20 protein-coding genes are annotated in these 23,548 nt (G+C 71.5%); 8 read left to right on the forward strand and 12 right to left on the reverse strand.

The window, feature by feature from the left end:
• Positions 1–212: 212 nt before the first annotated feature.
• Positions 213–1,436 carry an ABC transporter substrate-binding protein gene (locus tag MKK68_RS21015; RefSeq protein WP_244032826.1) on the reverse strand — a complete coding sequence of 408 codons (1,224 nt, stop codon included), beginning with the start codon at positions 1,434–1,436 and terminating at the stop codon, positions 213–215.
• 151 nt (positions 1,437–1,587) lie between these two features.
• Positions 1,588–2,931, reverse strand: a complete 1,344-nt coding sequence (locus tag MKK68_RS21020) for an Nramp family divalent metal transporter (RefSeq protein ID WP_243933173.1) — start codon at positions 2,929–2,931, stop codon at positions 1,588–1,590.
• A gap of 245 nt (positions 2,932–3,176) precedes the next feature.
• Here MKK68_RS21020 and mntR point away from each other — a divergent pair, with 245 nt between their 5' ends.
• Entirely contained in the window at positions 3,177–3,629 is a 453-nt protein-coding gene (mntR, locus tag MKK68_RS21025; protein WP_147727183.1) for a manganese-binding transcriptional regulator MntR, read from the forward strand.
• 95 nt (positions 3,630–3,724) lie between these two features.
• On the opposite strand, the gene MKK68_RS21030 is transcribed toward mntR, so the two are convergent.
• A complete protein-coding gene (locus tag MKK68_RS21030) occupies positions 3,725–4,168 on the reverse strand; it encodes a DUF488 family protein (protein WP_244032838.1) in 444 nt (147 codons plus the stop codon).
• Between the two features lie 203 nt (positions 4,169–4,371).
• On the opposite strand from MKK68_RS21030, the gene MKK68_RS21035 reads away from it, so the two are divergent.
• From MKK68_RS21035 to MKK68_RS21055, 5 genes are all read left to right on the forward strand, one after another.
• Entirely contained in the window at positions 4,372–5,232 is an 861-nt protein-coding gene (locus tag MKK68_RS21035; RefSeq protein WP_243933174.1) for a glycoside hydrolase family 25 protein, read from the forward strand.
• Between the two features lie 176 nt (positions 5,233–5,408).
• Positions 5,409–6,206 (forward strand): Crp/Fnr family transcriptional regulator, encoded by a 798-nt coding sequence (locus MKK68_RS21040; protein ID WP_244032839.1) that lies wholly within the window; start codon positions 5,409–5,411, stop codon positions 6,204–6,206.
• Between the two features lie 63 nt (positions 6,207–6,269).
• Positions 6,270–9,095: a PAS domain-containing protein gene (locus MKK68_RS21045; protein ID WP_244032840.1), complete on the forward strand. Its 2,826-nt coding sequence runs from the start codon at positions 6,270–6,272 to the stop codon at positions 9,093–9,095.
• An 84-nt stretch (positions 9,096–9,179) separates the two neighbouring features.
• Complete coding sequence (locus MKK68_RS21050; protein WP_147727647.1) at positions 9,180–9,707, forward strand: GNAT family N-acetyltransferase; 528 nt, start codon at positions 9,180–9,182, stop codon at positions 9,705–9,707.
• Between the two features lie 156 nt (positions 9,708–9,863).
• On the forward strand, positions 9,864–11,282 hold the full coding sequence (locus MKK68_RS21055; protein WP_244032841.1) for a sulfatase-like hydrolase/transferase: 1,419 nt from the start codon (positions 9,864–9,866) through the stop codon (positions 11,280–11,282).
• Between the two features lie 27 nt (positions 11,283–11,309).
• Here the strand turns inward: MKK68_RS21055 and MKK68_RS21060 are convergent, their stop codons facing one another.
• The 5 genes from MKK68_RS21060 to MKK68_RS21080 form a co-directional block, all read right to left on the reverse strand.
• Positions 11,310–12,614 (reverse strand): MFS transporter, encoded by a 1,305-nt coding sequence (locus tag MKK68_RS21060; protein ID WP_244032842.1) that lies wholly within the window; start codon positions 12,612–12,614, stop codon positions 11,310–11,312.
• Between the two features lie 123 nt (positions 12,615–12,737).
• Positions 12,738–14,186, reverse strand: a complete 1,449-nt coding sequence (gene trmFO / locus MKK68_RS21065) for a methylenetetrahydrofolate--tRNA-(uracil(54)-C(5))-methyltransferase (FADH(2)-oxidizing) TrmFO (protein WP_147860005.1) — start codon at positions 14,184–14,186, stop codon at positions 12,738–12,740.
• An 82-nt stretch (positions 14,187–14,268) separates the two neighbouring features.
• The gene (locus MKK68_RS21070; protein WP_147727651.1) at positions 14,269–14,415 is read right to left on the reverse strand and encodes a DUF1127 domain-containing protein; all 147 of its coding nucleotides are present in this window, start codon (positions 14,413–14,415) and stop codon (positions 14,269–14,271) included.
• 422 nt (positions 14,416–14,837) lie between these two features.
• Positions 14,838–15,140, reverse strand: a complete 303-nt coding sequence (locus MKK68_RS21075) for a GCG_CRPN prefix-to-repeats domain-containing protein (protein ID WP_244032843.1) — start codon at positions 15,138–15,140, stop codon at positions 14,838–14,840.
• Between the two features lie 160 nt (positions 15,141–15,300).
• The gene (locus tag MKK68_RS21080) at positions 15,301–16,275 is read right to left on the reverse strand and encodes a S1C family serine protease (protein WP_147727653.1); all 975 of its coding nucleotides are present in this window, start codon (positions 16,273–16,275) and stop codon (positions 15,301–15,303) included.
• 394 nt (positions 16,276–16,669) lie between these two features.
• Here MKK68_RS21080 and MKK68_RS21085 point away from each other — a divergent pair, with 394 nt between their 5' ends.
• Both MKK68_RS21085 and MKK68_RS21090 read left to right on the forward strand, forming a co-directional pair.
• A complete protein-coding gene (locus tag MKK68_RS21085) occupies positions 16,670–17,221 on the forward strand; it encodes a sigma-70 family RNA polymerase sigma factor (RefSeq protein WP_147729996.1) in 552 nt (183 codons plus the stop codon).
• The gene (locus MKK68_RS21090) at positions 17,218–17,967 is read left to right on the forward strand and encodes an anti-sigma factor domain-containing protein (protein ID WP_405043022.1); all 750 of its coding nucleotides are present in this window, start codon (positions 17,218–17,220) and stop codon (positions 17,965–17,967) included. Before MKK68_RS21085 ends, MKK68_RS21090 begins: the two co-directional genes overlap by 4 nt.
• 127 nt (positions 17,968–18,094) lie before the next feature.
• Here the strand turns inward: MKK68_RS21090 and MKK68_RS21095 are convergent, their stop codons facing one another.
• From MKK68_RS21095 to uvrA, 4 genes are all read right to left on the reverse strand, one after another.
• Positions 18,095–18,655 carry a fasciclin domain-containing protein gene (locus MKK68_RS21095; protein ID WP_147729405.1) on the reverse strand — a complete coding sequence of 187 codons (561 nt, stop codon included), beginning with the start codon at positions 18,653–18,655 and terminating at the stop codon, positions 18,095–18,097.
• Between the two features lie 219 nt (positions 18,656–18,874).
• Complete coding sequence (locus tag MKK68_RS21100; protein ID WP_147729404.1) at positions 18,875–19,834, reverse strand: transporter; 960 nt, start codon at positions 19,832–19,834, stop codon at positions 18,875–18,877.
• Positions 19,835–20,052: 218 nt separating this feature from the next.
• A complete protein-coding gene (locus tag MKK68_RS21105; RefSeq protein WP_187275572.1) occupies positions 20,053–20,202 on the reverse strand; it encodes a hypothetical protein in 150 nt (49 codons plus the stop codon).
• Between the two features lie 184 nt (positions 20,203–20,386).
• Positions 20,387–23,491 (reverse strand): excinuclease ABC subunit UvrA, encoded by a 3,105-nt coding sequence (gene uvrA / locus MKK68_RS21110; RefSeq protein ID WP_244032849.1) that lies wholly within the window; start codon positions 23,489–23,491, stop codon positions 20,387–20,389.
• Between the last annotated feature and the right edge of the window lie 57 nt (positions 23,492–23,548).

The raw sequence follows: 23,548 nt of genomic DNA on the forward strand, positions 1-23,548 counted from the left end.
GGCGTGCGTCGTCCGGAGAGGCTGCACCTCTCACGCCGGTTCTCGCGTTCCAGTCTGTCGGATTCGCCCCTTCCGCACCGATGAGCGGACGGGGCAAAGCTTCCCACCCCGAGCGCTTGCGGGTCGAGGCATGGGACCCCTACGGAGAGGTCACGCCCCTCATCCCACCCTTCTCCCCCTGGGAGAAGGCGCCACGGAGCGCTGCCCCGGGCTCACCCCTTCACCAGCGGGCAGCCCCCCTCGGCCAGCGGGCGGAACACCTCGTTGCCGGGGTTGACCGCCAGGACGTTGTAGAGGTCCCACTCGCCCTTGGAGTCGGCGGGCTTCTTGACCTCGAACAGGTACATGTCGTGGATCTTGCGCCCGTCGGCGCGGATCGTGCCCTTGCCGAAGAGCGGGTCGTCGGTCGGCATCTCCTTCATCTTGGCGACGACGGCGGCGCCGTCCTTCGCCGAATGCAGCGCCGCCACCGCCTTCAAGTAGTGCAGGAAGCCGCCGTAGACGCCGGCCTGGTAGGCGGTGGGCTTGCGGCCGCCGTCGCGCTTCGCGAAGCGCTCGGAGAAGGCGCGGGTCCGGTCGTTGAGGTCCCAGTAGAACGCCTCGGTGAGCGTCAGCCCCTGGGCGATCGTGGTCCCGAGGGCGTGGATGTCGGTCGAGGAGATCAGCAGCGCGGCCAGCGCCTGCCCGCTCTCGCGGATGCCGAACTCGTGCGCCTGCTTGATCGCGTTGGCGGCATCGCCCCCGGCATTGGCGAGCCCGATCACCTTGGCCCCCGACCCCTGCGCCTGGATCAGGAACGACGAGAAGTCGGCGGTCGGGAACGGCGTCTTGACGGTGCCGAGCACCGTGCCGCCGTTCTTGAGCACCACCGCGCGGGTGTCGCGCTCCAGCGCGAGGCCGAAGGCGTAGTCGGCGGCGAGGAAGAACCAGGTGTCGCCGCCGCGCTTCAGCATCGCCTTGCCGTTGCTGGTCGCGAGCGCCATCGTGTCGTAGGTCCAGTGCACGGTGTTGGGGGTGCATTGCGCGCCGGTTAGGTCCGGCGTGCCGCCGCCGGAATTCACGAAGACCTTGTTCTTCTCGCGGGTGATCGCGTTGACGGCCAGCGCCACCGAGGAGGTCGGCACGTCGAACACCGCGTCGACCCCGTCGCGGTCGTACCATTGCCGGGTCAGCGCGGCGCCGATGTCGGGCTTGTTCTGGTGGTCGGCGGAGACGATCTCGACGGACAGCCCGTGCTCGGCCGGCCTGAAATCCTCGAGCGCCAGGCGCGCGGCGATCACCGCGCCCTCGCCGGTGGAGTCGGAATAGACCCCCGAGCGGTCGTTGAGCACGCCGATCTTGACGGGCGCGAGGTCCGTCGGGGCGGTCTTCTCCTGTGCGAGCGCCGCGTGCGCGCCGACGAGGCAGGCGGCCGCGGTGACGAGGTGGCGGATCATGGCGTCTCTCCCGAGGGACGCCGCCGGCAGCGTTCATCGCCGCTCGGCCTTCGCGTCCGGACGCCATTGAGCGCGAAAGGCGGCCGCCTGTCAGCCGTCCGTCGTGCCGGATCGGGCCGTGTGTAACCGGGGTGCGCGCGGGCCGGAGGCCTCAGCCGGCCGCCAGCCCCGGGACCGGCACGCCGAACGCCTGCGCCAGCAGGACCGCGTTGAGGCAGAGCACGAGGGCCGCGCCCGCCACCGCCGCGACCCGCGTCGCCCGCCGGTTGGCGAAGGCGCCCATCAGGTCCGGGCGGCGGGTGAACAGCACCAGCGCGATCATCGGCACCGGCAGCGCCAGCGACAGCACCACCTGCGAGAGCACCAGCGCGCGGGTCGGGTCGACGCCGATCCCGATCACCACGAAGGCCGGCACCATCGTCGCCAGCCGCCGCACGATCAGCGGCACGCGCCAGCCCAGGAAGCCCTGCATCACCATCTGCCCGGCCATCGTGCCGACCACCGAGGACGAGACGCCGGACGCGATCAGCGAGACCAGGAACGCGCCCGCGGCCGCCGGGCCGAGCAGCGGCGTCAGCGTCCTGTAGGCCTGGTCGATCTCGGCGACCTCGCTGTGGCCGAGGTGGAAGGCGGCCGCCGCCATGATCACCATGGCGATGTTGACCAGGCCGGCGAGCGCCAGCGCCACCACCACCTCGCGGTTCGAGTAGCGCAGGAGCAGGCGCCGGTCGGCGTCGTTGCGGACCCCGCCGCGTCCCTGCGTCAGCCCCGAATGCAGGAACAGCGCGTGCGGCATCACCGTCGCGCCGATGATGCCGACGGCGATGGTCAGCGCCTCGGCGTCCGGGATGCGCGGCGTCGTCAGCCCCCTGGCCGCGTCGGCCCAGGCGATCGGCGCGATGAACAGCTCGATCGCGTAGCAGAGGCCGATGGTCGCCACCATCGCGCCGATGACGATCTCCATCCAGCGGAATCCGCCGCGCTCGAGCAGCAGGATCGCGTAGGTGACGACGGCCGTGACCACCATGCCGGCGAACAGCGGCATCCCGGTGAGCAGGGCCAGGCCGATCGCGCCGCCGAGGAATTCCGCGAGGTCGGTGGCCATCGCGGCGAGCTCGCTCACCGCCCACATCGCGAGCCGCACGGGCCTCGGGAACTCGTCGCGGCAGAGCTCGGCGAGGTTGCGGCCGGTGACGATGCCGAGCTTGGCCGAGAGCGCTTGGAACAGCATCGCCACGAGGTTGGCGGCGAGCACCACCCAGAGCAGGCCGTAGCCGTACTTGGCGCCGGCCTGGATGTTCGTCGCGAAGTTGCCGGGGTCCATGTAGGCGATCGACGCCATCACGGCCGGCCCGGTGAACAGCAGGAAGCGGCCGCGCCCGACGGCCCGCCCGTCGAGCACGTCGCGGATGCGCCGCTCCGTGCGGAGGCTCAGGCTGTCGCGCTGCGGTGCGGTCCGGCCGCCGGCCGGCGTGTCCGCGATGGGTTGGTCCATGAACGTCGCCGCGATCCTGCCCGGCCCCGTGCCGCGTGCTTTATAGCATGAGCTATAAAGATGTGCTCGGGCTCAAGGTCAAGATCGAACCTTGCGCGCGCCCGGGGCTCCCCTTCCGCGCCGCTTTTGCTAAACAGGCTGCCTGCGCCGCAGCCGCCCGGCCTATGGGTGTGATCGCAGGCTTCGGGCGCGAAACCGCAAAGCGTTTCCGCGCGACCTGCCCAAGGGGGGAGAGAGCCGGCACCATGCAGGATCCGCCACGATCCGAGCCCGCGCTCATCGACCCGGAGGTCCATGTCGAGAGCTTCCGGCAGGCCCGCGAGGCCCGGCGCTCCGAGCTCGTCGAGGACTACGTCGAGCTGATCGCCGACCTGATCGGCGACGGCGGCGAGGCGCGCCAGGTCGACATCGCCGCCCGCCTCGGCGTGGCGCAGCCGACCGTCGCCAAGATGCTGAAGCGGCTGGCCGAGGACGGCCTCGTGCAGCAGCGCCCCTATCGCGGCGTGTTCCTCACCGAGGCCGGACGGGCGCTCGCGAGCCAGGCGCGCGAGCGCCACCGCATCGTCGAGCGCTTCCTGTGCGCCCTCGGGGTCAGCCCCGAGACCGCGCGGCGCGACGCCGAGGGCATCGAGCACCATGTCAGCGGCGAGACCCTGGAGGCGTTCCGGCGCTTCTGCGAAGGCCGGCCCGACGCGTGACGCTCGGCGCCTTCGACCCGGGTCGGAGGCATCCGCCGCAGCGGCGGCCCACGTTCGCGCCTGCGGTCGAGCCTCGTCGCCTCCGAAGGCGGATCTCACCCGAACAGGTCGACGGTGGTGAAGCCGCGGGCTTCCAGGCGCTCGGCGAGCACGCGCCGGTGGCAGCGCTCGGGGTCGCGCTCGAAGCAGAGCAGGCAGGTCGGCGCGGCCTCGGCCATCCCGGCGAGCGCATCGAGGGCGAGGCCGCCGTCGGCGGTGTCGAGCACGGCCTCGCAGTAGCTTCTGCGCATCAGCGCCGCGTCGTGGCCGCGGGCCGCCTCGCGCCCGGCCTTCGGCGTGCCGAGGCTGCGCAGGTGGGCGTAGGCGAGGCCCGCCTCCTCGATCCCGGCCTTGAGCGCCCCCTTCGAGAACCCGCGCTTGCGCGAGTTGGCGACCGCCCGCACGTCCGCGAGCAGGCCGCATCCGGCCTCGCGGAGGGCGGCGGTCAGGCGCTCCGGATCGAGCCCTTCGTAACCTATGGTGAACAGAACCTTACCCAACCCGAGCCCTCCGAAGAAGCGAGGCGGCAGCGTGACTTAACCCGCGGCGCGCGGGCCGGCGCGGACGCGCTCCACGCGGTCATGTGTCTCGTCCGACACGGGTTCCGGAATTCCGCCGCATTGACGGCAAAAGTCTGTTAACCGCCTCGGGGCCATCGAATAGCTCTGTTGTGGCGCTTCACCAGATGGCGGGCCGGGCATCGATGTCGCTGAGGAATGCTCGTCCCGTGGATCTCGCCTCGACCTCGGCCGGCCTGCGCGCGGTCGCCAAGCGCATCCTGGCGGCGACGCTTCTGGCGAGCCTCGCGGCTTGCGCCTCCAACAACGACTTCTACCCGACGAACGGCGACGCGAAGCCCCATCCGGGCGTCGCGCGGGCCAAGAGCCATCCGATCCAGGGCATCGACATCTCGAAGTGGCAGGGACCGGTCGACTGGGCCTCGGTGCGCGCCGCCGGCACCCAGTTCGCCTTCATCAAGGCGACAGAGGGCGGCGACCACGTCGACGACCGCTTCCGCGCCAACTGGGACGCCGCCGGCCAGGCGGGCGTGCCGCGCGGCGCCTACCACTTCGTGTTCTGGTGCCGCTCGGCCAAGGAGCAGATGGACTGGTTCAAGAAGAACGTCCCCAACGACCCGACCGCCCTGCCCCCGGTGCTGGACGTGGAGTGGAACGGCCATTCGCAGACCTGCCCGAAGAAGCTGCCGAAGGCGCAGGCCCTGGCGATGACGACCTACATGCTCGAGGAGATGGAGCGGTACACCGGCAAGCGGCCGATCATCTACACCGACATCACCTTCCACAAGGACGTGCTCGAGGGCGAGCTGCCGGATTACCCGCATTGGCTGCGCTCGACCGCAGCCGAGCCCGAGCAGCGCTTCGCCAACCGGAAGTGGATGCTGTGGCAGTTCACCTCGACCGGCCGCGTGCCGGGGGTGCGCGGCGACGTCGACCGCAACGCCTTCTACGGGACGCCGGCCGAGTGGGCCTCGTTCCTCTCGACCGATTGCGACCCACGCGAGCACCGCCGCCTCTCCGAGCAGGGCCTCTGCACCGGCAAGTAGAAAGCCGGCCGGCACCCCTCTGAAAGCGCTTCCCGCCGACGCGCGATCGCGCCGGCGCAGCCGCGCGCAAATGTCGAAAAATCATCGAATTCGTGCGTCTTCTGTCCACTAATGGACGGACTGCGGCCGGGTCGCTCCTGTAGGTTGTGACGATCCGCCCTCCACCGTCGAATCGCATGTCGGTCGCGTCTTCCTCCCCGTTCGACGGCAACCGCCTGCTCGAGAGCCTGCGCGGCGCCGACCGCGCCCTGCTGGCGCCGCATCTCGAGCCGGCCGCCTACGAGAAGGGCGACGTGCTCTTCGCCGCCGGCGCCGAGGTCGGCGCGATCACGTTTCCCTGCCGGCAGACGGTCGTGACCCTGCTGATCGCGATGCAGGACGGCCGCAGCGCCGAGACCGCCACGATCGGCTGCGAGGGCGCCGTCGGCGGCGCGGTCAGCGACGGCCGGGTTCCCGCCTCCACCAGCGCGGTCGTGCAGGTCGGCGGACCGGCCCTGCGCCTGGATGCGGCGCGCCTGCAGGAGGCCAAGCGCCGCTCGGCGAGCCTGCGCGCCCTGTTCACCCGCTACGCCGACTGCCTGCTGGCGCAGGTGCTGCAATCGGTGGCCTGCAACGCCCTGCACCCGATCGAGGCGCGCTGCCTGCGCTGGCTGCTGACCCTCCAGGACCGGATCGACGGCGACGTGCTGCCCGTGACCCACGAGCAGCTTGCCGCGATGCTCGGGGTCCAGCGCACCTATCTCACCCGCATCCTCAGCACGCTGCAGGCGCAGGGCTTGCTGCGCGTCGGGCGCGGCCGCATCACGATCCTCGACCGCACCGCGATGGTGGACGCCGCCTGCGAGTGCCACGGCGTCGTCCGCCGCCACTACGACACCGTGCTCGGCAGCATCCACGCCGTCGGCGGCGCGTCGGAGCGCGCGGCGGCGACCGACCGCGACGAGGGCGAAAGGAGGCGGGATGCGGCGCGCTGAACCCCGCTTCCCCATCCCACGGCCCGAGGCCGCCGCGGCGTGCGGATCGCCGCGGACGCCGCGGTGAGCGCCCCGTCCGCCCTTCCCGACCGACCGGTACGGGCCGCGCCCCGCGCGGATTCCGGAGCGCATCCGGCCAAGACCGGCTTCGACGACACCGTGCTGCTCGCGCGTGCGCTCCTCTGTGCGCCGGCCTCCTTCCTCGGCCTCGTTGACGGCGACGGCTTGGCGGTGGCGGCACGCCTCGGGATCGCCGCGCCCGACGGGCGGGCGCTGGCACGGCTGCTCTCGCGAGGGGGGCTCGATCGGGGCGGAGGCGTCCGCCAGGGACAAGTCCTCCCCCACGGCGACATCTTCCGAGACGACCTCTGCGTCCTGCCCGACCTCCGCGTCCTCGCCGACCGGGGCGCGGGGCCCGGTGGAGGCGCGCTCCCGTTCGGCTTCCTCGCGGCGCTCCGCCTCGTCTCGCGCGACGGCGTCTCGCTCGGGACGCTCTGCGTCCTCGACACCCTGCCGCGCGCCGGCCTCGCGCCCGGCCAGGAGGCGGCCTTCCGGGCGCTCGGGCGCCGCACGGTCGGCCTGCTGGAGAGCCGCGCCGCCCTCGACCGTCGGGAGGCGCGCCTCGCCCGGCAGCGCCAAGCCCTCGCGGCGCGCGCCGCCACCACCGTCCGCCTCGGCGAGAGCGCGCTGCTGATGCGGCTGGCGATCGAGGCGACCGAGATTGGGATCTGGGACTACGACCCGCTCGCCGACCGCCTCGATTGCGATGCTCACGCCCTCCGGCTGCTCGGGCTCGACGCGGCGCAGCCGGCGAACCTGGCGCGGAACTTCCTGCGGGCGATCCACCCGGACGACCGGATGCGGGCCGCCGCCGACCTGCGCACCGCCCTCGACCCGGAGGGCGACGGGCGGTTCGGCGGCGACTACCGGCTGGCGCGGCCCGACGATGCGCCCTTCTGGGTCGCGATCTGCGGCCGTCCGGTGCTCGCCGGCGGCCGGGCCAACCGGATCGTCGGGAGCGTCCGGGACGTCACCGCGCGCAAGGTCGCAGACCTCGCCTCGGAGGCCGTCCGCGAGCGCTACCGCCTGATCGCGCGGGCGACCAGCGACGCGATCCGCGACTGGGACCTCGTCGCCGACACGGTCACGTGGAACGAGGCGCTCCAGACCGCCTACGGCTGGGCCCCGGACGGCGAGGCCGCCACCGGGGCATGGTGGCTGGCGCAGGTCCACCCGGTCGACCGCGACCGGGTCGAGGCGGCGCTCGGTACCGCGATCCGGGGCGGGAGCGACGCCTGGAGCCTCGAATACCGCTTCCTGCGCGCCGACGGACGCCACGCCGACGTGCTCGACCGCGGCTACGTGATCCGCGACGCGGACGGCACGCCGGTGCGCATGGTCGGCGCGATGCTCGACCTGAGCGAGCGCAACCGCGCCGAGGCCGATGTCCGCGCGATCTTCGAGGGCGCCAACGTCGGCATCGTCCAGCTCGATCCGCACAGCCTGGAGGTGCTGAGCGTCAACGCCAAGCTCTGCGCCATCTGGGGCGCGCCGGCCGCCGCCATCGTCGGCCGGTCGGTGGCGCTGTGGACCCCGCAGGAGGATGCGGCCGAGCGCGACACCCTGCACCGGCGCCTCGCCGCCGGCGAGGTCCTGCGCGAGACCCTGGAGAAGCGCTACCGCCGTGCCGACGGCCGCATCATCTGGGCCCGGGTCAACCTCGTGTCGCAGGCGCTGGGCGACCGGCTCCAGACCACCGCGATGATCGAGGACATCACGCTGGAGCGCACCACCGAGGCGCGCCACCGTGCGCTCATCGCGCTGGGCGACGCGCTGCGCGACGCCTCGGGCCGGACCGAGGCGATCGGTGCCGCCGCCGCGATCCTCGGCGCGACGCTTCCGGCGACGCGGGCGGGCTACGGCGCCGTCGATGTCGCGGGCGGCGTGTTCCAGGTCGAGGCCGCCTGGACCGCGGCGGACGCCGATCCGGCCGGCCCGCCGCCGCCCTGCCCGCTCACCGCCTTCCCCGAGACCCTGGCGCGCCTGGCCTCGGGCCTGCCGCAGGCGATCCCCGATATCGCCGATCCGGCGCTGGCCGGCGATGCCGCGGCCTATGCCGGCATGGGCGCACGGGCCGCGATCAATGTCCCGCTGACGCGGCTCGGCCGGCTCGCCGGGGTACTGTTCGTCCACGACCGCGCGCCGCGCGCCTGGGCCGCCGGCGAGATCGCCTTCGTGCGCGAGGTCGCCGAGCGGCTCTGGGGCACGCTCGGGCGCATCCAGGCCGAGGACCAGCAGGCGCTCCGCAACCGCGAGCTCAGCCACCGCCTCAAGAACACCCTCGCGATGGTCCAGGCCATCGCGTCGCAGACCCTGCGCAACGCCCCCGATTTCGAGAGCGCCAAGGAGGCGCTCGCCGCCCGGCTGATCGCCCTGGGCAAGGCGCACGACATCCTCCTGACGGGCGCGCGCGAGAGCGCCGGCATCGCCGCGGTGATCGCCGGGGCGCTGGCGATCCACGACGACGGCCAGGCCGGGCGCCTCGCCCTCGACGGGCCGGAGATCGAGGTCGGCCCGAAGGCGGCGCTGTCGCTGGCGCTGATGATGCACGAGCTCGCCACCAACGCGGCCAAGTACGGCGCGCTCTCGGTGCCCGGCGGCCGCGTGGCCGTGACGTGGTCGCTCGATGCCGACGCCATGGTGCGGATGCTGTGGACCGAGCGCGGCGGTCCCAAGGTCGCGCCGCCGACGCGGAAGGGCTTCGGGTCGCGGCTGATCGAGCGCGGGCTCGCGGGCGCGGTCGGGGGCGCGGTCGGCCTCGCCTACGAGCCCGACGGGGTCGTCTGCCGCGTCGAGGCGCCGCTGTCGGGCTTCCAGGCCGTGGAGTAGGCCGCGCCCGGGTCGGCGCGGGATGAGACCGCCCCGCCAAAGCGTCTCTTACGGTATCCGTCGTCCGATCCCACATCCTCCGAGATGTTCTTCCGCCGCGCCCGAAGCGACAGCTTGTGCGACCTGCCCGGTCTGGAGACCGCGCGACTGTCGATCGACGTGCTGATTCCGGGCGATGCGGAGGCGCTGCGGAGCCTCACCGACGACCCGGCGATCACCGGCGCCGTCGATTTCCTGCCCGCGCCCTTCACGCTCGAGGATGCCCGCAGGCTCATCGCCTCGGGACGCCGCCGCGAGGACCGGTTCTTCGGCGCCCGGACGCGCGAGGGCCGAACCCTGGTCGGGGTGGTCGGGACGCACCTGCGCGGAACCGAGGCGGTCGAGATCGGCTACTGGGTCGGCGGCGCCGCCCGGGGGCGCGGCCTCGCCACGGAAGCGGTGTCGGGCATCCTGGGATCGCTGTCGCTGCGCTTTCCGGCCCGCACGATCGTTGCCGAGTGCCGTCCCGGCAACGTCGCCTCCTGGGGGCTCCTGACCAAGCTCGGGTTCCGCGACACCGGCGAGGAGGGGCACCGCCCGGGCCGGCGGCTGATGGCGCGGCGGGCGATCTGAGGAGGGCTCGCGCGTTCCGACGCCCGCCCGCCAGACCTCGGCAAGGCGGGAACGATTTCGATCGTCTGGGCAAATTTACCGAGTTAACTTGCAAATTAGGACCGTGATAACCGATCCATAGGAACATGCTCCACGGACTTGAGGTGGGGCGCGGGCATGGACAGCGCGGAAAACGGCTTCGTCGACGCGCGCGAAACCGTGCGCGAACGCGTCGGCGGCTGGGCGGTCCGCCGCCGCATCGCGCAGGCCGGGCCGACCCTGCTTCTCGTCGTCGGCGCCCTGCTCCTGCCGAACGCGCTGGCCATCCTGGCAAGCCTCTGGATCGGCATTCCGGCACGATCCGCGCCGATCGCGGCCTACGTCGTCGTGATCCTGGTCGGCATCCGGCTGCCGCCCCTTGCCGTGGTGCCGCTCTACCTCACGGTCGTGGCCTTCGACCTGCTGATGATCGTCTCGGAGATCTTTTTCCTCGACATCGGATCCATCCATCACAACCTCGATGCCTTGACGCATGTCCGGTTGCTGAGCTCGCCGCTCTATGCGGGGCTCACGGCGGCCCTGACGGCATTCGTCGCGGCCGGCCTGTGGTTCCTCGTGCGCTACAGGGCACCCATGGTCCGAGGCAACAGGATCGTCCTCGCCCTGGCGGTGTCGGGATTCCTGTTCGCCGACATCGCGATCAACAGCTCGGCCAGCCTTTCTCTCGGCCCGGCCGCCGCCATCGGTCAGCCCTTCCAATCCGCGGTCCAGGCGTCGGGCTTCGCCGCCCTGACGGAGCCGTCGCCGCGGAAGCCGAACGTCCTTCTCGTACTCGTCGGGAGCCTGGGCGTCCTGCGCGACCCGCGCCAGAGGGAGGTGCTGTTCTCCGCCTTCGACGACGCGGCCTTGAGGGAGGCCTTCAGCATCACGACCGGCACGACGAGCTTCTTCGGGGCGACCTCGTACGGGGAGATGCGCGAGCTCTGCCATTCGCGCTCGGCCTACACCGTTCTCCTCGACGGGCACGGACCGACCTGCCTTCCGGTCCAGCTCGCCGCGCGAGGCTACCGCACCGTCTCGGTCCACGGGTTCACGAGCGCCTTCTACGATCGGTCCTCCTGGTACCCGAAGGCGGGCTTCGTCCGAAGCGTGTTCCAGGACACCGCGACCACGGCCTACACGCGGCACTGCGGCGGCGCGTTCGTCGGCCCCTGCGACGTCGACATCGCCGAAACCATCGACGACCGGCTGTCGAAGGCGACGCAGCCGCTGTTCGTGTACTGGGTCACGCTCAATTCCCATGTCCCGGTCAGGCCCGGGGAGGCGACGCCGCGCCACGACTGCAAGACCGGTGGGCCCTTCGGCGATCCGGAGGTCTGCGCGATGGCCGAGATCTGGGAGGACCTGTTCGCGGCGGTCTCGCGTCTCGCGATCCGCAATCCGGGTACGGAGATCCTCCTGGTCGGCGATCATGCCCCGCCGCTCTGGCGCCGGGCGGCCCGCGTCCGCTTCGAGCCGGACCGGGTTCCCTGGATCCGGCTCGCGCCGCACCATCCGGCCACGCCCGTCCTGTACCGGACGGCATCCCCGCAATAGCTTCCGACCGGCGGATCGCCGCGCGGCTCACCGGGCCGCCGCGGGCATCCCGGCTGGCATCGCCCCGCGCCCGCGATAAATCACCAGCGTCGCGACCAGTCCCAGGCCGCCGCCGAGCGACATCCACAGGCCGGGCGCGGCCTTGTCGCCGGTCGCCGCGATCAGCCAGGTGGCGACGAGCGGCGTCATGCCGCCGAACAGGGCGGTCGCCAGCGAGTAGGCGAGCGAGAAGCCGGCGGTCCGGACCTCGACCGGAACGACCTCGGTCAGCGCCACCACCATCGCGCCGTTGTAGCTGCCGTAGAGGAACGAGAACCACAGCAGCACGGCGAGCATCGCCCCGAAGCTGATGTGACCCACGAGCCAGGTCAGCGCCGGGTAGGCGGTGAGCAGGGTCAGCGCCGAGAACGCGATCAGGAGCGGCTTGCGGCCGATCCGGTCGGACAGCGCCCCCATCACCGGGAGCCAGAACAGGTTCGAGACCGCGACGCAGAAGGTCACGAGCAGGCTGTCGGTGTCGGTGAGCTTGAGGACGCTCTTGCCGAAGGTCGGCGTGTAGACGGTGATCGTGTAGAACGCGATCGTGGTCATCGCGACCATCAGCATGCCGAGCAGCACGATCCGCCAGTTCGTCGCGAGCGTCCGGAAGATCTCGGCCGCCTCCGGCCGGTGCTTGCGCTCGGCGAAGGCCTTGGTCTCCTCCAGCGAGTTGCGGATGTAGAATAGGAACGGCACCAGCGCGCAGCCGATGAGGAACGGCACCCGCCAGCCCCATTCCGACATCTGCTCCGGCACCAGCGCGTGGCTCAGCCCGTAGCCGATCGCGGCGGCGGCCATGATCGCCACCTGCTGGCTCCCCGATTGCCAGGACACGTAGAAGCCCTTGCGGCCGGGCGTCGCCATCTCCGACAGGTAGACCGAGACGCCGCCGAGCTCGACGCCCGCCGAGAAGCCCTGGAGCAGCCGGCCGATCAGGACGAGGGCCGGGGCGAGCAGGCCGATGGTGGCGTAGGCCGGCACGAAGGCGATCAGCACCGTGCCGGCGGCCATGATCGCCAGGGTGGTGATCAGCCCCTTGCGGCGCCCGACCCGGTCGACGTAGGCGCCGAGCAGCACGGCGCCGAGCGGCCGCATCAGGAAGCCGGCACCGAACGTCATGAAGGTCAGCATCAGGGAGGCGAACTCGTCGCCGGACGGGAAGAACGCCTTCGCGATGTGGGTCGCGTAGAAGCCGAACAGGAAGAAGTCGAACATTTCCAAGAAGTTGCCGCTGGTGACGCGGAGCACCGCCCCGACCGTCGACCCGGAGGATTTTTCGTAAGGTCCCGCCACGGCTGCGCCTCGTCCCGCGATCCGGCCTGCGCCGTCCGCGCCACTGTTCGCCGGGACGGGCGCGGGCTCAAGTCGCGATGTCGCCGATCGAGGGACTTTTTCGCGCGCTTGAACGTGGGGGCGCTACTCGGCCGCCGCGGCCTGGGGCGTCGTGCCGGCGATCCAGGCCGACAGGTCGGCGCGCGCCCGGTCGGTCAGGGCTTGGCGCTTGAGCATCGCCTTCTCCGGCCCGCGCAGGCGCTTGCCGGTCTCGTTGCGCGGCATCGCGGCGAGCGGCGGGAACAGGCCGAAATTGACGTTCATCGGCTGGAACGAGCGCGGCTTGCCCGGCTCCTTGGCCGTCTCCTCGGGCGCGTCGTCGAGGATGTGGCCGCCGGTGATGTGGGCGATCAGCGCGCCGAGCGCGGTCGTCTGCGGCAGGGGCTCGAGCGCCCCGCCCCGGCTCTCCGCCACCGCGAAGCGCCCGGCCATCAGGCCGATCGCCGCGCTCTCGACATAGCCTTCGCAGCCGGTGATCTGGCCGGCGAAGCGCAGCGACGGGCGCACCTTCAGGCGCAGGGTCGCGTCGAGCAGGCGCGGGCTGTCGAGGTAGGTGTTGCGGTGGAGGCCGCCGAGGCGGGCGAACTCCGCGTTCTCGAGGCCGGGGATGGTGCGGAAGACGCGGACCTGCTCGGAATAGGTCAGCTTCGTCTGGAAGCCGACCATGTTGTAGAGCGTGCCGAGCGCGTTGTCCTGGCGCAGCTGCACGATCGCGCAGGCCTTCACCTGGGGATCGTGCGGGTTGGTGAGGCCTACGGGCTTCATCGGGCCGTGGCGCAGGGTCTCGGGGCCGCGCTCGGCCATCACCTCGATCGGCAGGCAGCCGTCGAAGTACGGCGTCGAGGCCTCCCACTCCTTGAAGCCGATCTTCTCGCCGCCGACGAGCGCCGCGATGAAGGCGTCGTACTGCGTTCGGTCCATCGGGCAGTTGATGTAGTCGGCCCCCGTGCCGCCGGGCCCGACCTTGTCGTAGCGCGACTGGAACCACGCCTTGCTCATGTCGATCGAGTCGCGGTGGACGATCGGGGCGATGGCGTCGAAGAAGGCGAGCGCGTCGGCGCCGGTGATGGTGCGGATCGCCTCGGCGAGGGCGGGGGCGGTGAGCGGGCCGGTGGCGACGATGCACGGCCCCCAGCTCTCCGGCGGCAGCCCGGCGACCTCCTCCCGCACGATGGTGACGTTGGGGTGCGCTTCGAGCGCGGCGGTGACGGCGGCGGAGAACCCCTCGCGGTCGACCGCGAGCGCGCCGCCGGCCGGGACCTGATGCCGGTCGGCCGCCCGCAGGATCAGCGATCCGAGCGTCCGCATCTCCTGGTGCAGGAGGCCGACGGCGTTGCCGTTCGGGTCGTCGGAGCGGAAGGAGTTGGAGCAGACGAGCTCGGCGAGGCCCTCGCCGTGATGGGCCTCGGTGCCGCGCACCGGCCGCATCTCGTGCAGCACCGCGTGGTGGCCGGCTTCGGCGATCTGCCAAGCGGCTTCCGAGCCTGCGAGGCCGCCGCCGACGATGTGGATGGGCGCGCTTGCTTGGGACATGCCCCTGCAGATACCGGAACGAGCCGGCCCGAGGCAACGGGCCGGCGCACGTCCGGGAGCTTCAGCCGCGGGCGATGGCGGTTCAGCCGCGGGCGATGCCCTGGATCTCGAAGCGGTTGATGCCGAGGTCGGCGAGGTCGCGGTCGGACAGGCGCGACAGCTCGGTGATGGTCTCACGGTAACGGAGATAGGCGCGGAAACGGTTGAGGACGCTACGGGCGGCGGACATGACATTGACCTTTGTTCAGGCAGGCGGTGACGACCGCTTGGGCACCGTCTGCCTCTTGTTGGTGCAATGCACATATAAGCTTGCTGCGCCGCAGCGGCAGGCCGACATTCGTTAGCCAGCCATGCGAGCCCGGCATGCGGCGCACAACGATTTGGCAAGGTTTTGGAAAGCCTGTTTTCGAGGCCTTTGCGCGCGCCGGATCGCGTTCGCAGTTCAGGAGGCCAACGGCGTCCGATCGGCTTGGGCAACGTGCAAGCGATGACCTTGCGTCGTCTGCGCGCCGGCACGGTCGCGCATCGATCCGATCGCCGAACACTGTGGATCCGCGTGCGGCATCGTGAATACGACAGCGCCGCATCGGCCGAAAGGCGCGATGCGGCGCTGTCCATGCGCGGGGCCCGGCCCGACGGCCGGGCCCGGTCTCAGTAGAACGGGCGCGGCCCGTAATAGGCCGGGCGGCCGTAGAACGGGCGCGGCGGGCCGTAGGCGTAGGGGCCGTAGACCGGCCGCCGCCAGTACGGGCGCGGGCCCCAGTTCGGCCGGCACACGCCCCACGGATTGGGATGGAAGCCGGGGCCGCAGCCGCCGGCGACGGTCTCGATCAGGGCGCCGCCGGGCAGCGGCGCCAGCGGCATGGCCTGGGCGGCGGATGCGAGGAGCAGGGCTCCCGCCAGGCCGGCTGCCGTCGCCAGGCCGGCCCCACCAAAAGTCTTCACGTGCGTCATGACGCGATCTCCTTCGATGTCCGGCCAGGGAGGGAATGGCCGGGCAGCGAGAAAACTACGGCGTACCGGATGAATTTCCACTGACGGCCGTGTTGTGCTGCGTACAGCCAGGCTTCGGCCCGGGCGGGGCGGTCAGTGCAGAGGGGCGGTACAGGGACGGTCAGTGCAGGGGCGGGCTCATGAGGAAGCGCTCGCGGTCGCCCGAGACCAGGGTCGGCTTCAGGGCGCGGCCGTCGCGGCGGATCGTCAGCGGCACCCGCACGCCCGCTTCGCCCAGCGCCCAGACGCTGCGGAAGAAGTCGGCGAGATCCGCCACCGGCTCGCCCGCCACCGCCTCGATCACGTCGCCCGCGCGCAGGTCCGCCGCCTCGGCCGGGCCGTTGTCGGCGAGCCCCATCACCACGACGCCATCCTCGCTCTCGGTGGCGTAGAGGCCGAGCCAGGGGCGGGCCGGACGGTTGGCGCGCCCGCGCGAGGTCAGGTCGTCGAGGATCGGCGGCAGCAGGTCGATCGGCACCACCATGTTGATCGCCCGCGGGCCCGACGTGCCGCCCTGCTGGAGCTGGAGCGAGCCGATCCCGAGGAGGTCGCCCTCCGGGCCGATCAGCGCGGTCCCGCCCCAGTTCGGATGCGAGGGCGCGGTGAACAGCGCCTCGTCGAGGACGTATTCCCAGTAGCCGGCGAATTCCTGCCGGGCGACGATCTGCGCGGCGACGCAGCGCTGGCGCCCGCCGGCGCCGGCCACCACCGCCCGGTCGCCGATCTTCAGGCTGCCGGAGGTGCCGAGCTTGAGCGCCGGCACGCCCAGCGGCCCGAGCGCCTGGACGAGGCCGAAGCCGGTAGCGGCATCGAACCCCATGACGTGGCCGGGCACGGAGCGGCCGTCGTTGGTGGTGAGCCACACGCTCTCCGCCTCGGTGACGAGGTATCCGATGGTGAGCACGAGGCCGTCCTCGCCGATGACCACGCCGTTGCCCGCCCGCTCGGTGCCGAGCGTCTCGGCGGTGAAGGCCTCGGCCGGCACGCGGGCGGAGAGCTGGACCATCGCCGTGAGGGCGCGGTCGAGGTCGTAGCCGTAATCGCCGGGCTTCGGCTGCGTCGAAGCCGGGATCTTCCAATCACCCTGCGAGGCCATGCCGCGTCGGTCCTTCGAGATGTCTGCGCTCCGGTAAGGTGCCGGAGGGTCGGTGGTCCGAGGGGCGCGAGCCGCGTGCCCCCATGCGGGAGATAGGACGCGCCGACCGGTCGCGACACCCCGGCAGGGCGACGCGGCGGCGCGGCCCGAGAGGGCGGCGCGGCGCGAGGCCGTGCCGGCGAGCCGCAACGTCCGCGGGAAAGGTCGGCCCGAGCCATCGTCGCCCCGCATCGCCCCCGCGATGCATCCCTAGGGAGAACCGTGGCAATCGGGGCGCCGCGTCTTCTCATCACCGCAGAATGCGCTAACCCTTGCCGCAACGGTCCCGATCGTTCGCCTGTCCGGCGCGAGGACCTGCCGATGGGACGGGGGACGATCCTTGGGCGACCGATCCTTGGGCGACGACGCGACCCTGCAGCGGATCCTGCGCGCGATCGCCGGTGGCGACAAGGGCGCCCTGCGCTCGCTCTACGACCTGACATCACCGAAACTTTACGGGGTGATCCTGCGTATCCAGCGGGATCGGAGCGTGGCCGAGGATGTGCTTCAGGACGTCTATCTCCGCGTCTGGCAGGCGGCAGGCTCCTACGCTCCGGAATCCGGGCGGCCGATGACCTGGCTCTGCGCCATCGCGCGCAACCGGGCCATCGACGGGATCCGCCGCAAGGGCGAGGTCCAGGGACCGGTGCGCGAGGACGGCGAGGACTGGGTGGAACGTCTCATCGACCCGCACGACACCGAGGCGGCGATCGTCGGACGCGGCGCGCTCGCGGCCTGCCTCGCGCGCCTCGACGAGGCGCAGCGCGCCTGCGTCGTGCTCGCCTATTGCGAGGGCTGGTCGCGCGAGGAGCTGGCCCAGCACTACGACCGGCCCGTCAACACCATCAAGACCTGGCTGCACCGCTCGCTCGGCGCCCTCAAGGGCTGCCTGGAGGAGCAGGCGTGAGCGCCGGGCCCGAGACCGAGCGCGACCTGCGCGCCGCTGAGTACGTGCTCGGCTCGCTCTCGCCCGACGAGCGCGCGGCGTTCGAGCTGGAGCGCGTCGTCGATCCCGCCACCGCGCGCGCGGTGGCGGCGTGGGAGCGGCGGCTCGGGCCGCTGGCCCTCGCCGTTCCGGCCGAGATGCCGCCCGACCATGTCTGGCCCAGGATCGCCGGCGCGCTGACGGGGGCGGACGCGATCCCGGCCCCCGCGCCCCTGGCTTCCGCGCCCCCTGCCCCCGCGCCGACGGCCGCCAACGACGACCGCGCGATCCGCCTCGTCAGGCAGGTGCGGCGCTGGCGCCTCGTGGCGGCGGGGACGGGGCTGCTCGCGGCGGGGCTCGCGCTGTTCGTCGCGGTCGGCGGCCGGCGGGACGAGCCGGCGCCGGGCACGCGCTACCTCGCCGTGGTGCAGAGCGGCGGCGCGCTGCCCGCCCTCGTGCTGCGGATCGACACGGCCACAGGCACCGCCGAGGTGCGCCCGGTGGGCGCCGAGACCCCGTCCGGCAAGAGCCTCGAGCTCTGGTACATCGGCTCCGGGGCGTCCCCCAAGGCGATCGGCCTCGTCGGCGCCTCGGCGACCCGGATCGCCCTGCCGGCGGAGACCGCGGCGAGCGGGCTCATCGCCGTGACGGTGGAGCCGCCGGGCGGATCGCCGAACGGCGCCCCGACGGGGCCGGTGGTCTATTCCGGCACGCTGATCCGCGAGTGAGGCGGGCATCCGCGTGACCCGACCCCGATGACCGATGCCGGAACGAGGAACACCCCGGACCGCGTGGCCCGGGGTGTTCCTCGTCGTGCAGCGCTCCGGCGCCTCGGCCGGAGCGCGGCGGTCGCGATCAGGGCTGCAGCACGCCGTTGATGACGTGGATGACGCCGTTCGACTGCATCACGTTGGCGATGGTGACGGTGGCGGTGTTGCCCTTGGCATCGGTCACGTAGACCTTCTTGCCCTTGGACGTGACCACCAGGGGATCGCCCTCGACGGTCTTGAGCTGGGCCTCGCCGCCGCCCTTCTTGACCTCGGCCATCAGCTCCTTGGCGGTGTAGACGCCCGGGACGACGTGGTAGGTCAGGATCTTGGTGAGCGTGGCCTTGTTCTCGGGCTTCACCAGCGTCTCCACCGTGCCGGCCGGGAGGCGGGCGAAGGCGGCGTTGGTCGGGGCGAACACGGTGAACGGGCCCGGGCCCGACAGGGTGTCGACGAGGCCGGCGGCCTTCACCGCGGCCACGAGCGTGGTGTGATCCTTGGAGTTGACCGCGTTCTCGACGATCGTCTTGTTGGCATACATCGGCGCGCCGCCGACCATCGGGTTCTTGGCGAAGGCCGCGACCGGCGCGGCGCCGAGGGCGAGCGCGAGGGCGAAGGTGGCGAAGCGGGAGGCGTGATGCTGCGTCATGGGGTATCCTGACCGTTCGTAGGGCCCCGGTGCGCGGGGCTACGGGCGGCCTTACGGAGCCTCGCACGGAAAGGTTTCGGGCGGGATCGATTCCGGTCGCGCATCGGGCGCGGCGCCGTCCGAAACGTAGAAAAACCGCCCGGTCCTCGCGGACCGGGCGGTTTCTGCTTCGACCTCGGTCGGCGGCGGATCCTGCCGGACCCGCCGCGTCTCCCGGCCTCAGTACTTGCGCATCAGGGGCACCGGCGCGGCGGCGGCGGCCTGCGCCGTGTAGAGCGGCGCAATGATGCGGAACCAGCCGCGGGTCTCGTCGGCGAAGGCGCCGACGCCGCGATCGGCGACCGTACGCGTCACGAACACCTGAGCCTTGAACGCGCCGAAGTCGTAACCGACGAGGCCACCGGCCGCGAACGTGCCCTGACGCTGATAGGCCGCAAAGGCTGCGCCTCGGTTCCGGTTGATCGGAAGGTCGGTGAAGCCGTAGGCCACGGCGCCGATCTCGAACTTGCCGAAGGTCTTGGTCGCCGTCAGGTCGAGGTAGAGGCCGTCGGCGTTCACGATCGGGCCCAGCGCGGCAAACTGACCGCCGAAGCGGGCCGCGTCGTCGACGTAGAAGATGTGCGTCAGGGCCGCGGTCAGGTTGTAGCCGTCGCCGGTGTACGAGATCGCGCCGGTGTTGCGGATCGAGGTGGAGGCGTTCTGCGGCAGCACCGGGGTGCAGCCGGCGGTCAGCGTGCCGTTGCAGAGCGAGCCGCGGTCGCCGACGCCGATGTAGGCGCCGACGAGGTAGGCGGTGCTGATCTTGTTGCCGAGATCCCAGGCGAAGATGTTGCCGATGAAGGGGTTGTAGAAGTAGCTCTGGTCCTGGTTCGGGACGCCGGCCGCGTTGTTCGTGCCCACGAACACCGACGGGACCGCGATCACCGGCATGATGCTCGCGCCGAGGACCTTGAAGCCGGTCGACCAGACCAGGATCGGCACGTTGACGCCGACGTCCGGGCTGTTGCGCGCGTCGCCGCGGCCGGTGCTGAACGTGTTGATCGCGTAGACGCCTTCCGGCAGCGGGCCGTAGGCGAGGCCGACCTGCTCGCCGGGCTGCGTGGACGGCGTCGCCTGAACGCTGGTGTTCATGCCGACGGTGAGGGCGACCGCACCTGCGGCAAGCCAGGTCTTCATCATTTTCTCGTTCCTTCCCAAGGATTTCCGAACTTCGTCCCGCCGCCTCTGCACTACCTTGCCGGTCTGCCGTCTGCGCGGCTCCCGTGCGAGATGTGCCAAGCGCCCCCTACGAAGCCGGCCCGTGTCTCAACGCTGATAACTATTCTACAGAGCGCTTGGGAAAGACAGTGGAATGCCTCGTATCTGGACAGCGAGAGCCGAACCGTTGCCCAAATGCCTCAACCTTGCTGCGGTGCGGCGGCCGAGCGACGGTCGCAGAAATTGCATTCGAAGAAGCCGGATTCGGCAGAATAGCGCATCCGTTTCAGGCTCTTGTCGGGGGAAGCGTAGCGGGAGGATTCGGCAAGCCCGGCGGGACCGATCGCCATCCCGGGGGGACGTCCCGGCCCGCGCCGGCGGGCTCCGAAAGTCCCGATCGGACGGTCGGGCCGTGCCCGGACGGGCGGATCGGCCGCGAGACAGGCCGAATCGGACGCCGACGCGGCGCGACCGCTCGGCAGATCTTGCCGAGCGGATGTCCCCATCGCCGGGAGGCGGAAGGGCGCGGCGCGCCTACTCCGCGGCCGGCCGCGCCACCGCCGCCCGCGAAGCGGCCGGCTTCGCCGCGGGGCGGCGGGCGAGCACGTCGCGCAGGAAGCGCCCGGTATGGCTCGCCGTCGACGCGGCGATCTGCTCAGGCGTCCCCTGGGCGACGACCACGCCGCCGCCGTCGCCGCCCTCCGGGCCCATGTCGATCACCCAGTCGGCGGTCTTGATGACCTCGAGGTTGTGCTCGATCACCACCACCGTGTTGCCCTGGTCGACGAGCTCGTGGAGCACCTCCATCAGCTTGGCGACGTCGTGGAAGTGCAGGCCGGTGGTCGGCTCGTCGAGGATGTAGAGGGTGCGGCCGGTCGAGCGCTTCGACAGCTCCTTCGAGAGCTTGACCCGCTGCGCCTCGCCGCCCGACAGCGTCGTCGCCTGCTGCCCGACGCTGACGTAGTCGAGCCCGACGCGCTTGAGCGTCTCCATCTTCTCGCGGATCGTCGGCACCGCCTTGAACAGGTCGGCGGCCTCCTCGACGGTCATGTCGAGCACGTCGGCGATGGACTTGGCGCGGTACTTCACCTCCAGCGTCTCGCGGTCGTAGCGCTTGCCCTTGCACACGTCGCAGGTGACGTAGACGTCGGGCAGGAAGTGCATCTCGATCTTGATGACGCCGTCGCCCGAGCACGCCTCGCAGCGGCCGCCCCGGACGTTGAACGAGAACCGTCCCGGCTGGTAGCCGCGGGCCTTGGCCTCGGGCAGGCCGGCGAACCAGTCGCGGATCGGGGTGAAGGCGCCGGTATAGGTCGCCGGGTTCGAGCGCGGGGTCCGCCCGATCGGCGACTGGTCGATGTCGATGACCTTGTCGAGGTGCTCCAGCCCTTCGAGCCGGTCGAAGGGCGCCGGATGCTCCAGCGCGCCGTTCAGGCGCTTGGCCACCGCCTTGTAGAGCGTGTCGATGATCAGCGTGGACTTGCCGCCACCCGAGACGCCGGTGACGCAGGTGAAGGTGCCGAGCGGGATCTCGATGTCGACGTTCTTGAGGTTGTTGCCGCGGGCGCCGAACACCCCGAGCTTGCCCTTGCGCCCCTTCCGCCGCGCGGTCGGGGTCCGCACCGACTTCTCGCCGGTCAGGTACTTGGCGGTCAGCGAGTCGGGATGGGCCAGCACCTCCTCGGGCGTGCCCTGCGCGATGATCCGGCCGCCGTGGATGCCGGCGCCCGGCCCGACGTCGACCACGTAGTCGGCCTGGAGGATCGCGTCCTCGTCGTGCTCGACCACGATCACCGAGTTTCCGAGGTCGCGCAGGCGCTTCAGCGTGCCGAGCAGGCGCTCGTTGTCGCGCTGGTGCAGGCCGATCGACGGCTCGTCCAGCACGTAGAGCACGCCGGTGAGCCCCGAGCCGATCTGCGAGGCGAGGCGGATGCGCTGGCTCTCGCCGCCGGACAAGGTCCCCGAGCCGCGGGCCAGCGTCAGGTATTCGAGGCCGACGTCGACCAGGAACGACAGCCGGTCGCGGATCTCCTTCAGGATCCGCACCGCGATCTCGTTCTGCTTCTGCGTCAGCTTCTTCGGCAGCGCCGAGAACCAGCGGTGCGCCTCGCTGACCGAGAGCGCGGTGACCGCGCCGATATCCTCCATCGCGACCTTGACGGCGAGCGCCTCGATCTTCAGCCGCTTGCCGCCGCAGGCGGCGCACGGGGTCTCGCTCATGAAGCGCGAGATCTCGTCGCGCGCGGCGTCGCTCTCGGTCTCCTTGTAGCGGCGCTCGAGGTTGGGGATCACGCCCTCGAACGGCTTGTTGACGGCGTACTTGCGCATGCCGTCATCGTAGTCGAAGCGGATCGACTGCTTGCCGGAGCCGTAGAGGATGATCGCGCGCGCCGCCTCGGGAAGCCGCGACCAGGCCAGGTCGGTCTTGAAGCTGTAATGCCGGGCGAGCGCGTCGAGCGTCTGCCCGTAATAGGGCGAGGTCGACTTCGCCCACGGGCCGATGGCGCCGCGCTTGAGGCTCAGGGCCTCGTCGGAGATCACCAGCTCGGCGTCGATCCGCATCTCGTGGCCAATGCCGCCGCAGGTCGGGCAGGCGCCGAACGGGTTGTTGAACGAGAACAGCCTGGGCTCGATCTCCGCGATGGTGAACCCCGAGACCGGGCAGGCGAAGCGCGACGAGAGGGTGATCTTCTCCCGGGTCTCGCCCTCCGGCACGTCGGCGAACTCGATGTCGGCGATGCCGTCGGCGAGCTCGAGCGCCGTCTCGAAGGAATCGGCGAGCCGGCTCGCGATGTCAGCCCGCACCACGATCCGGTCCACCACCACGTCGATGTCGTGCTTGAGCTTCTTGTCGAGCTTCGGCACGTCGTCGATCGGGTAGTACTCGCCGTCGATCCGCAGGCGCTGGAAGCCCTTCTTCTGGAACTCGGCGATCTCCTTGCGGTACTCGCCCTTGCGGCCGCGGACCACGGGCGCGAGCAGGTAGAGCCGGCTCTTCTCGGGCAGCGCCAGGACGCGGTCGACCATCTGCTGCACGGTCTGGCTCTCGATCGGCAGGCCGGTGGCCGGCGAGTACGGGATGCCGACGCGGGCCCAGAGCAGGCGCATGTAGTCGTAGATCTCAGTGACGGTCCCCACCGTGGAGCGCGGGTTCTTCGAGGTGGTCTTCTGCTCGATCGAGATCGCCGGCGAGAGCCCGTCGATCTGGTCGACGTCGGGCTTGGACATCATCTCCAGGAACTGGCGCGCATAGGCCGAGAGCGACTCGACGTAGCGGCGCTGGCCCTCGGCGTAGATCGTGTCGAAGGCGAGCGACGACTTGCCGGAGCCCGAGAGCCCGGTGAACACCACGAGCTTGTCGCGCGGGATCGTCAGGTCGACGTTCTTCAGGTTGTGCTCGCGGGCGCCGCGCACCGAGATCACCCGCCGGTCGCGCTCCGCCGGCGTCTCCCGGTCGAACAGGCGCTCGAGCTTCGCGTCGACACCGGCCTCGGCCTCGACCGCCCGCGCGGCCGGGCTCGCCTTCGCGGGCTTCCTGGCGGGCGGCGCTTTCGCGGCGGGCGTCTTGGCAGCAGGCGTCTTATCGGCAGCAGGCGTCTTGTTGCCAGCAGGCGTCTTGGCGGCGACGGCTTTGGCCATGGCGGGGGCGGTCTTTCGAGGCGTCGACACGGGCGGGATCCGGCGATCGCGAAAGCG

It is taken from the genome of Methylobacterium sp. E-016 (genome assembly GCF_022829745.1).
Lineage (GTDB): Bacteria > Pseudomonadota > Alphaproteobacteria > Rhizobiales > Beijerinckiaceae > Methylobacterium.

Bases quoted from the DNA above. Each gene is read 5' to 3' on its own strand.
- MKK68_RS21015 (WP_244032826.1), bottom strand. From the start codon at position 1,436: ATGATCCGCCACCTCGTCACCGCGGCCGCCTGCCTCGTCGGCGCGCAC.
- MKK68_RS21020 (WP_243933173.1), bottom strand. From the start codon at position 2,931: ATGGACCAACCCATCGCGGACACGCCGGCCGGCGGCCGGACCGCACCG.
- mntR (WP_147727183.1), top strand. From the start codon at position 3,177: ATGCAGGATCCGCCACGATCCGAGCCCGCGCTCATCGACCCGGAGGTC.
- MKK68_RS21035 (WP_243933174.1), top strand. From the start codon at position 4,372: ATGTCGCTGAGGAATGCTCGTCCCGTGGATCTCGCCTCGACCTCGGCC.
- MKK68_RS21040 (WP_244032839.1), top strand. From the start codon at position 5,409: ATGTCGGTCGCGTCTTCCTCCCCGTTCGACGGCAACCGCCTGCTCGAG.
- MKK68_RS21050 (WP_147727647.1), top strand. From the start codon at position 9,180: ATGTTCTTCCGCCGCGCCCGAAGCGACAGCTTGTGCGACCTGCCCGGT.
- MKK68_RS21055 (WP_244032841.1), top strand. From the start codon at position 9,864: ATGGACAGCGCGGAAAACGGCTTCGTCGACGCGCGCGAAACCGTGCGC.
- trmFO (WP_147860005.1), bottom strand. From the start codon at position 14,186: ATGTCCCAAGCAAGCGCGCCCATCCACATCGTCGGCGGCGGCCTCGCA.
- MKK68_RS21070 (WP_147727651.1), bottom strand. From the start codon at position 14,415: ATGTCCGCCGCCCGTAGCGTCCTCAACCGTTTCCGCGCCTATCTCCGT.
- MKK68_RS21075 (WP_244032843.1), bottom strand. From the start codon at position 15,140: ATGACGCACGTGAAGACTTTTGGTGGGGCCGGCCTGGCGACGGCAGCC.
- MKK68_RS21080 (WP_147727653.1), bottom strand. From the start codon at position 16,275: ATGGCCTCGCAGGGTGATTGGAAGATCCCGGCTTCGACGCAGCCGAAG.
- MKK68_RS21095 (WP_147729405.1), bottom strand. From the start codon at position 18,655: ATGACGCAGCATCACGCCTCCCGCTTCGCCACCTTCGCCCTCGCGCTC.
- MKK68_RS21100 (WP_147729404.1), bottom strand. From the start codon at position 19,834: ATGATGAAGACCTGGCTTGCCGCAGGTGCGGTCGCCCTCACCGTCGGC.
- MKK68_RS21105 (WP_187275572.1), bottom strand. From the start codon at position 20,202: ATGGCGATCGGTCCCGCCGGGCTTGCCGAATCCTCCCGCTACGCTTCC.
- uvrA (WP_244032849.1), bottom strand. From the start codon at position 23,491: ATGGCCAAAGCCGTCGCCGCCAAGACGCCTGCTGGCAACAAGACGCCT.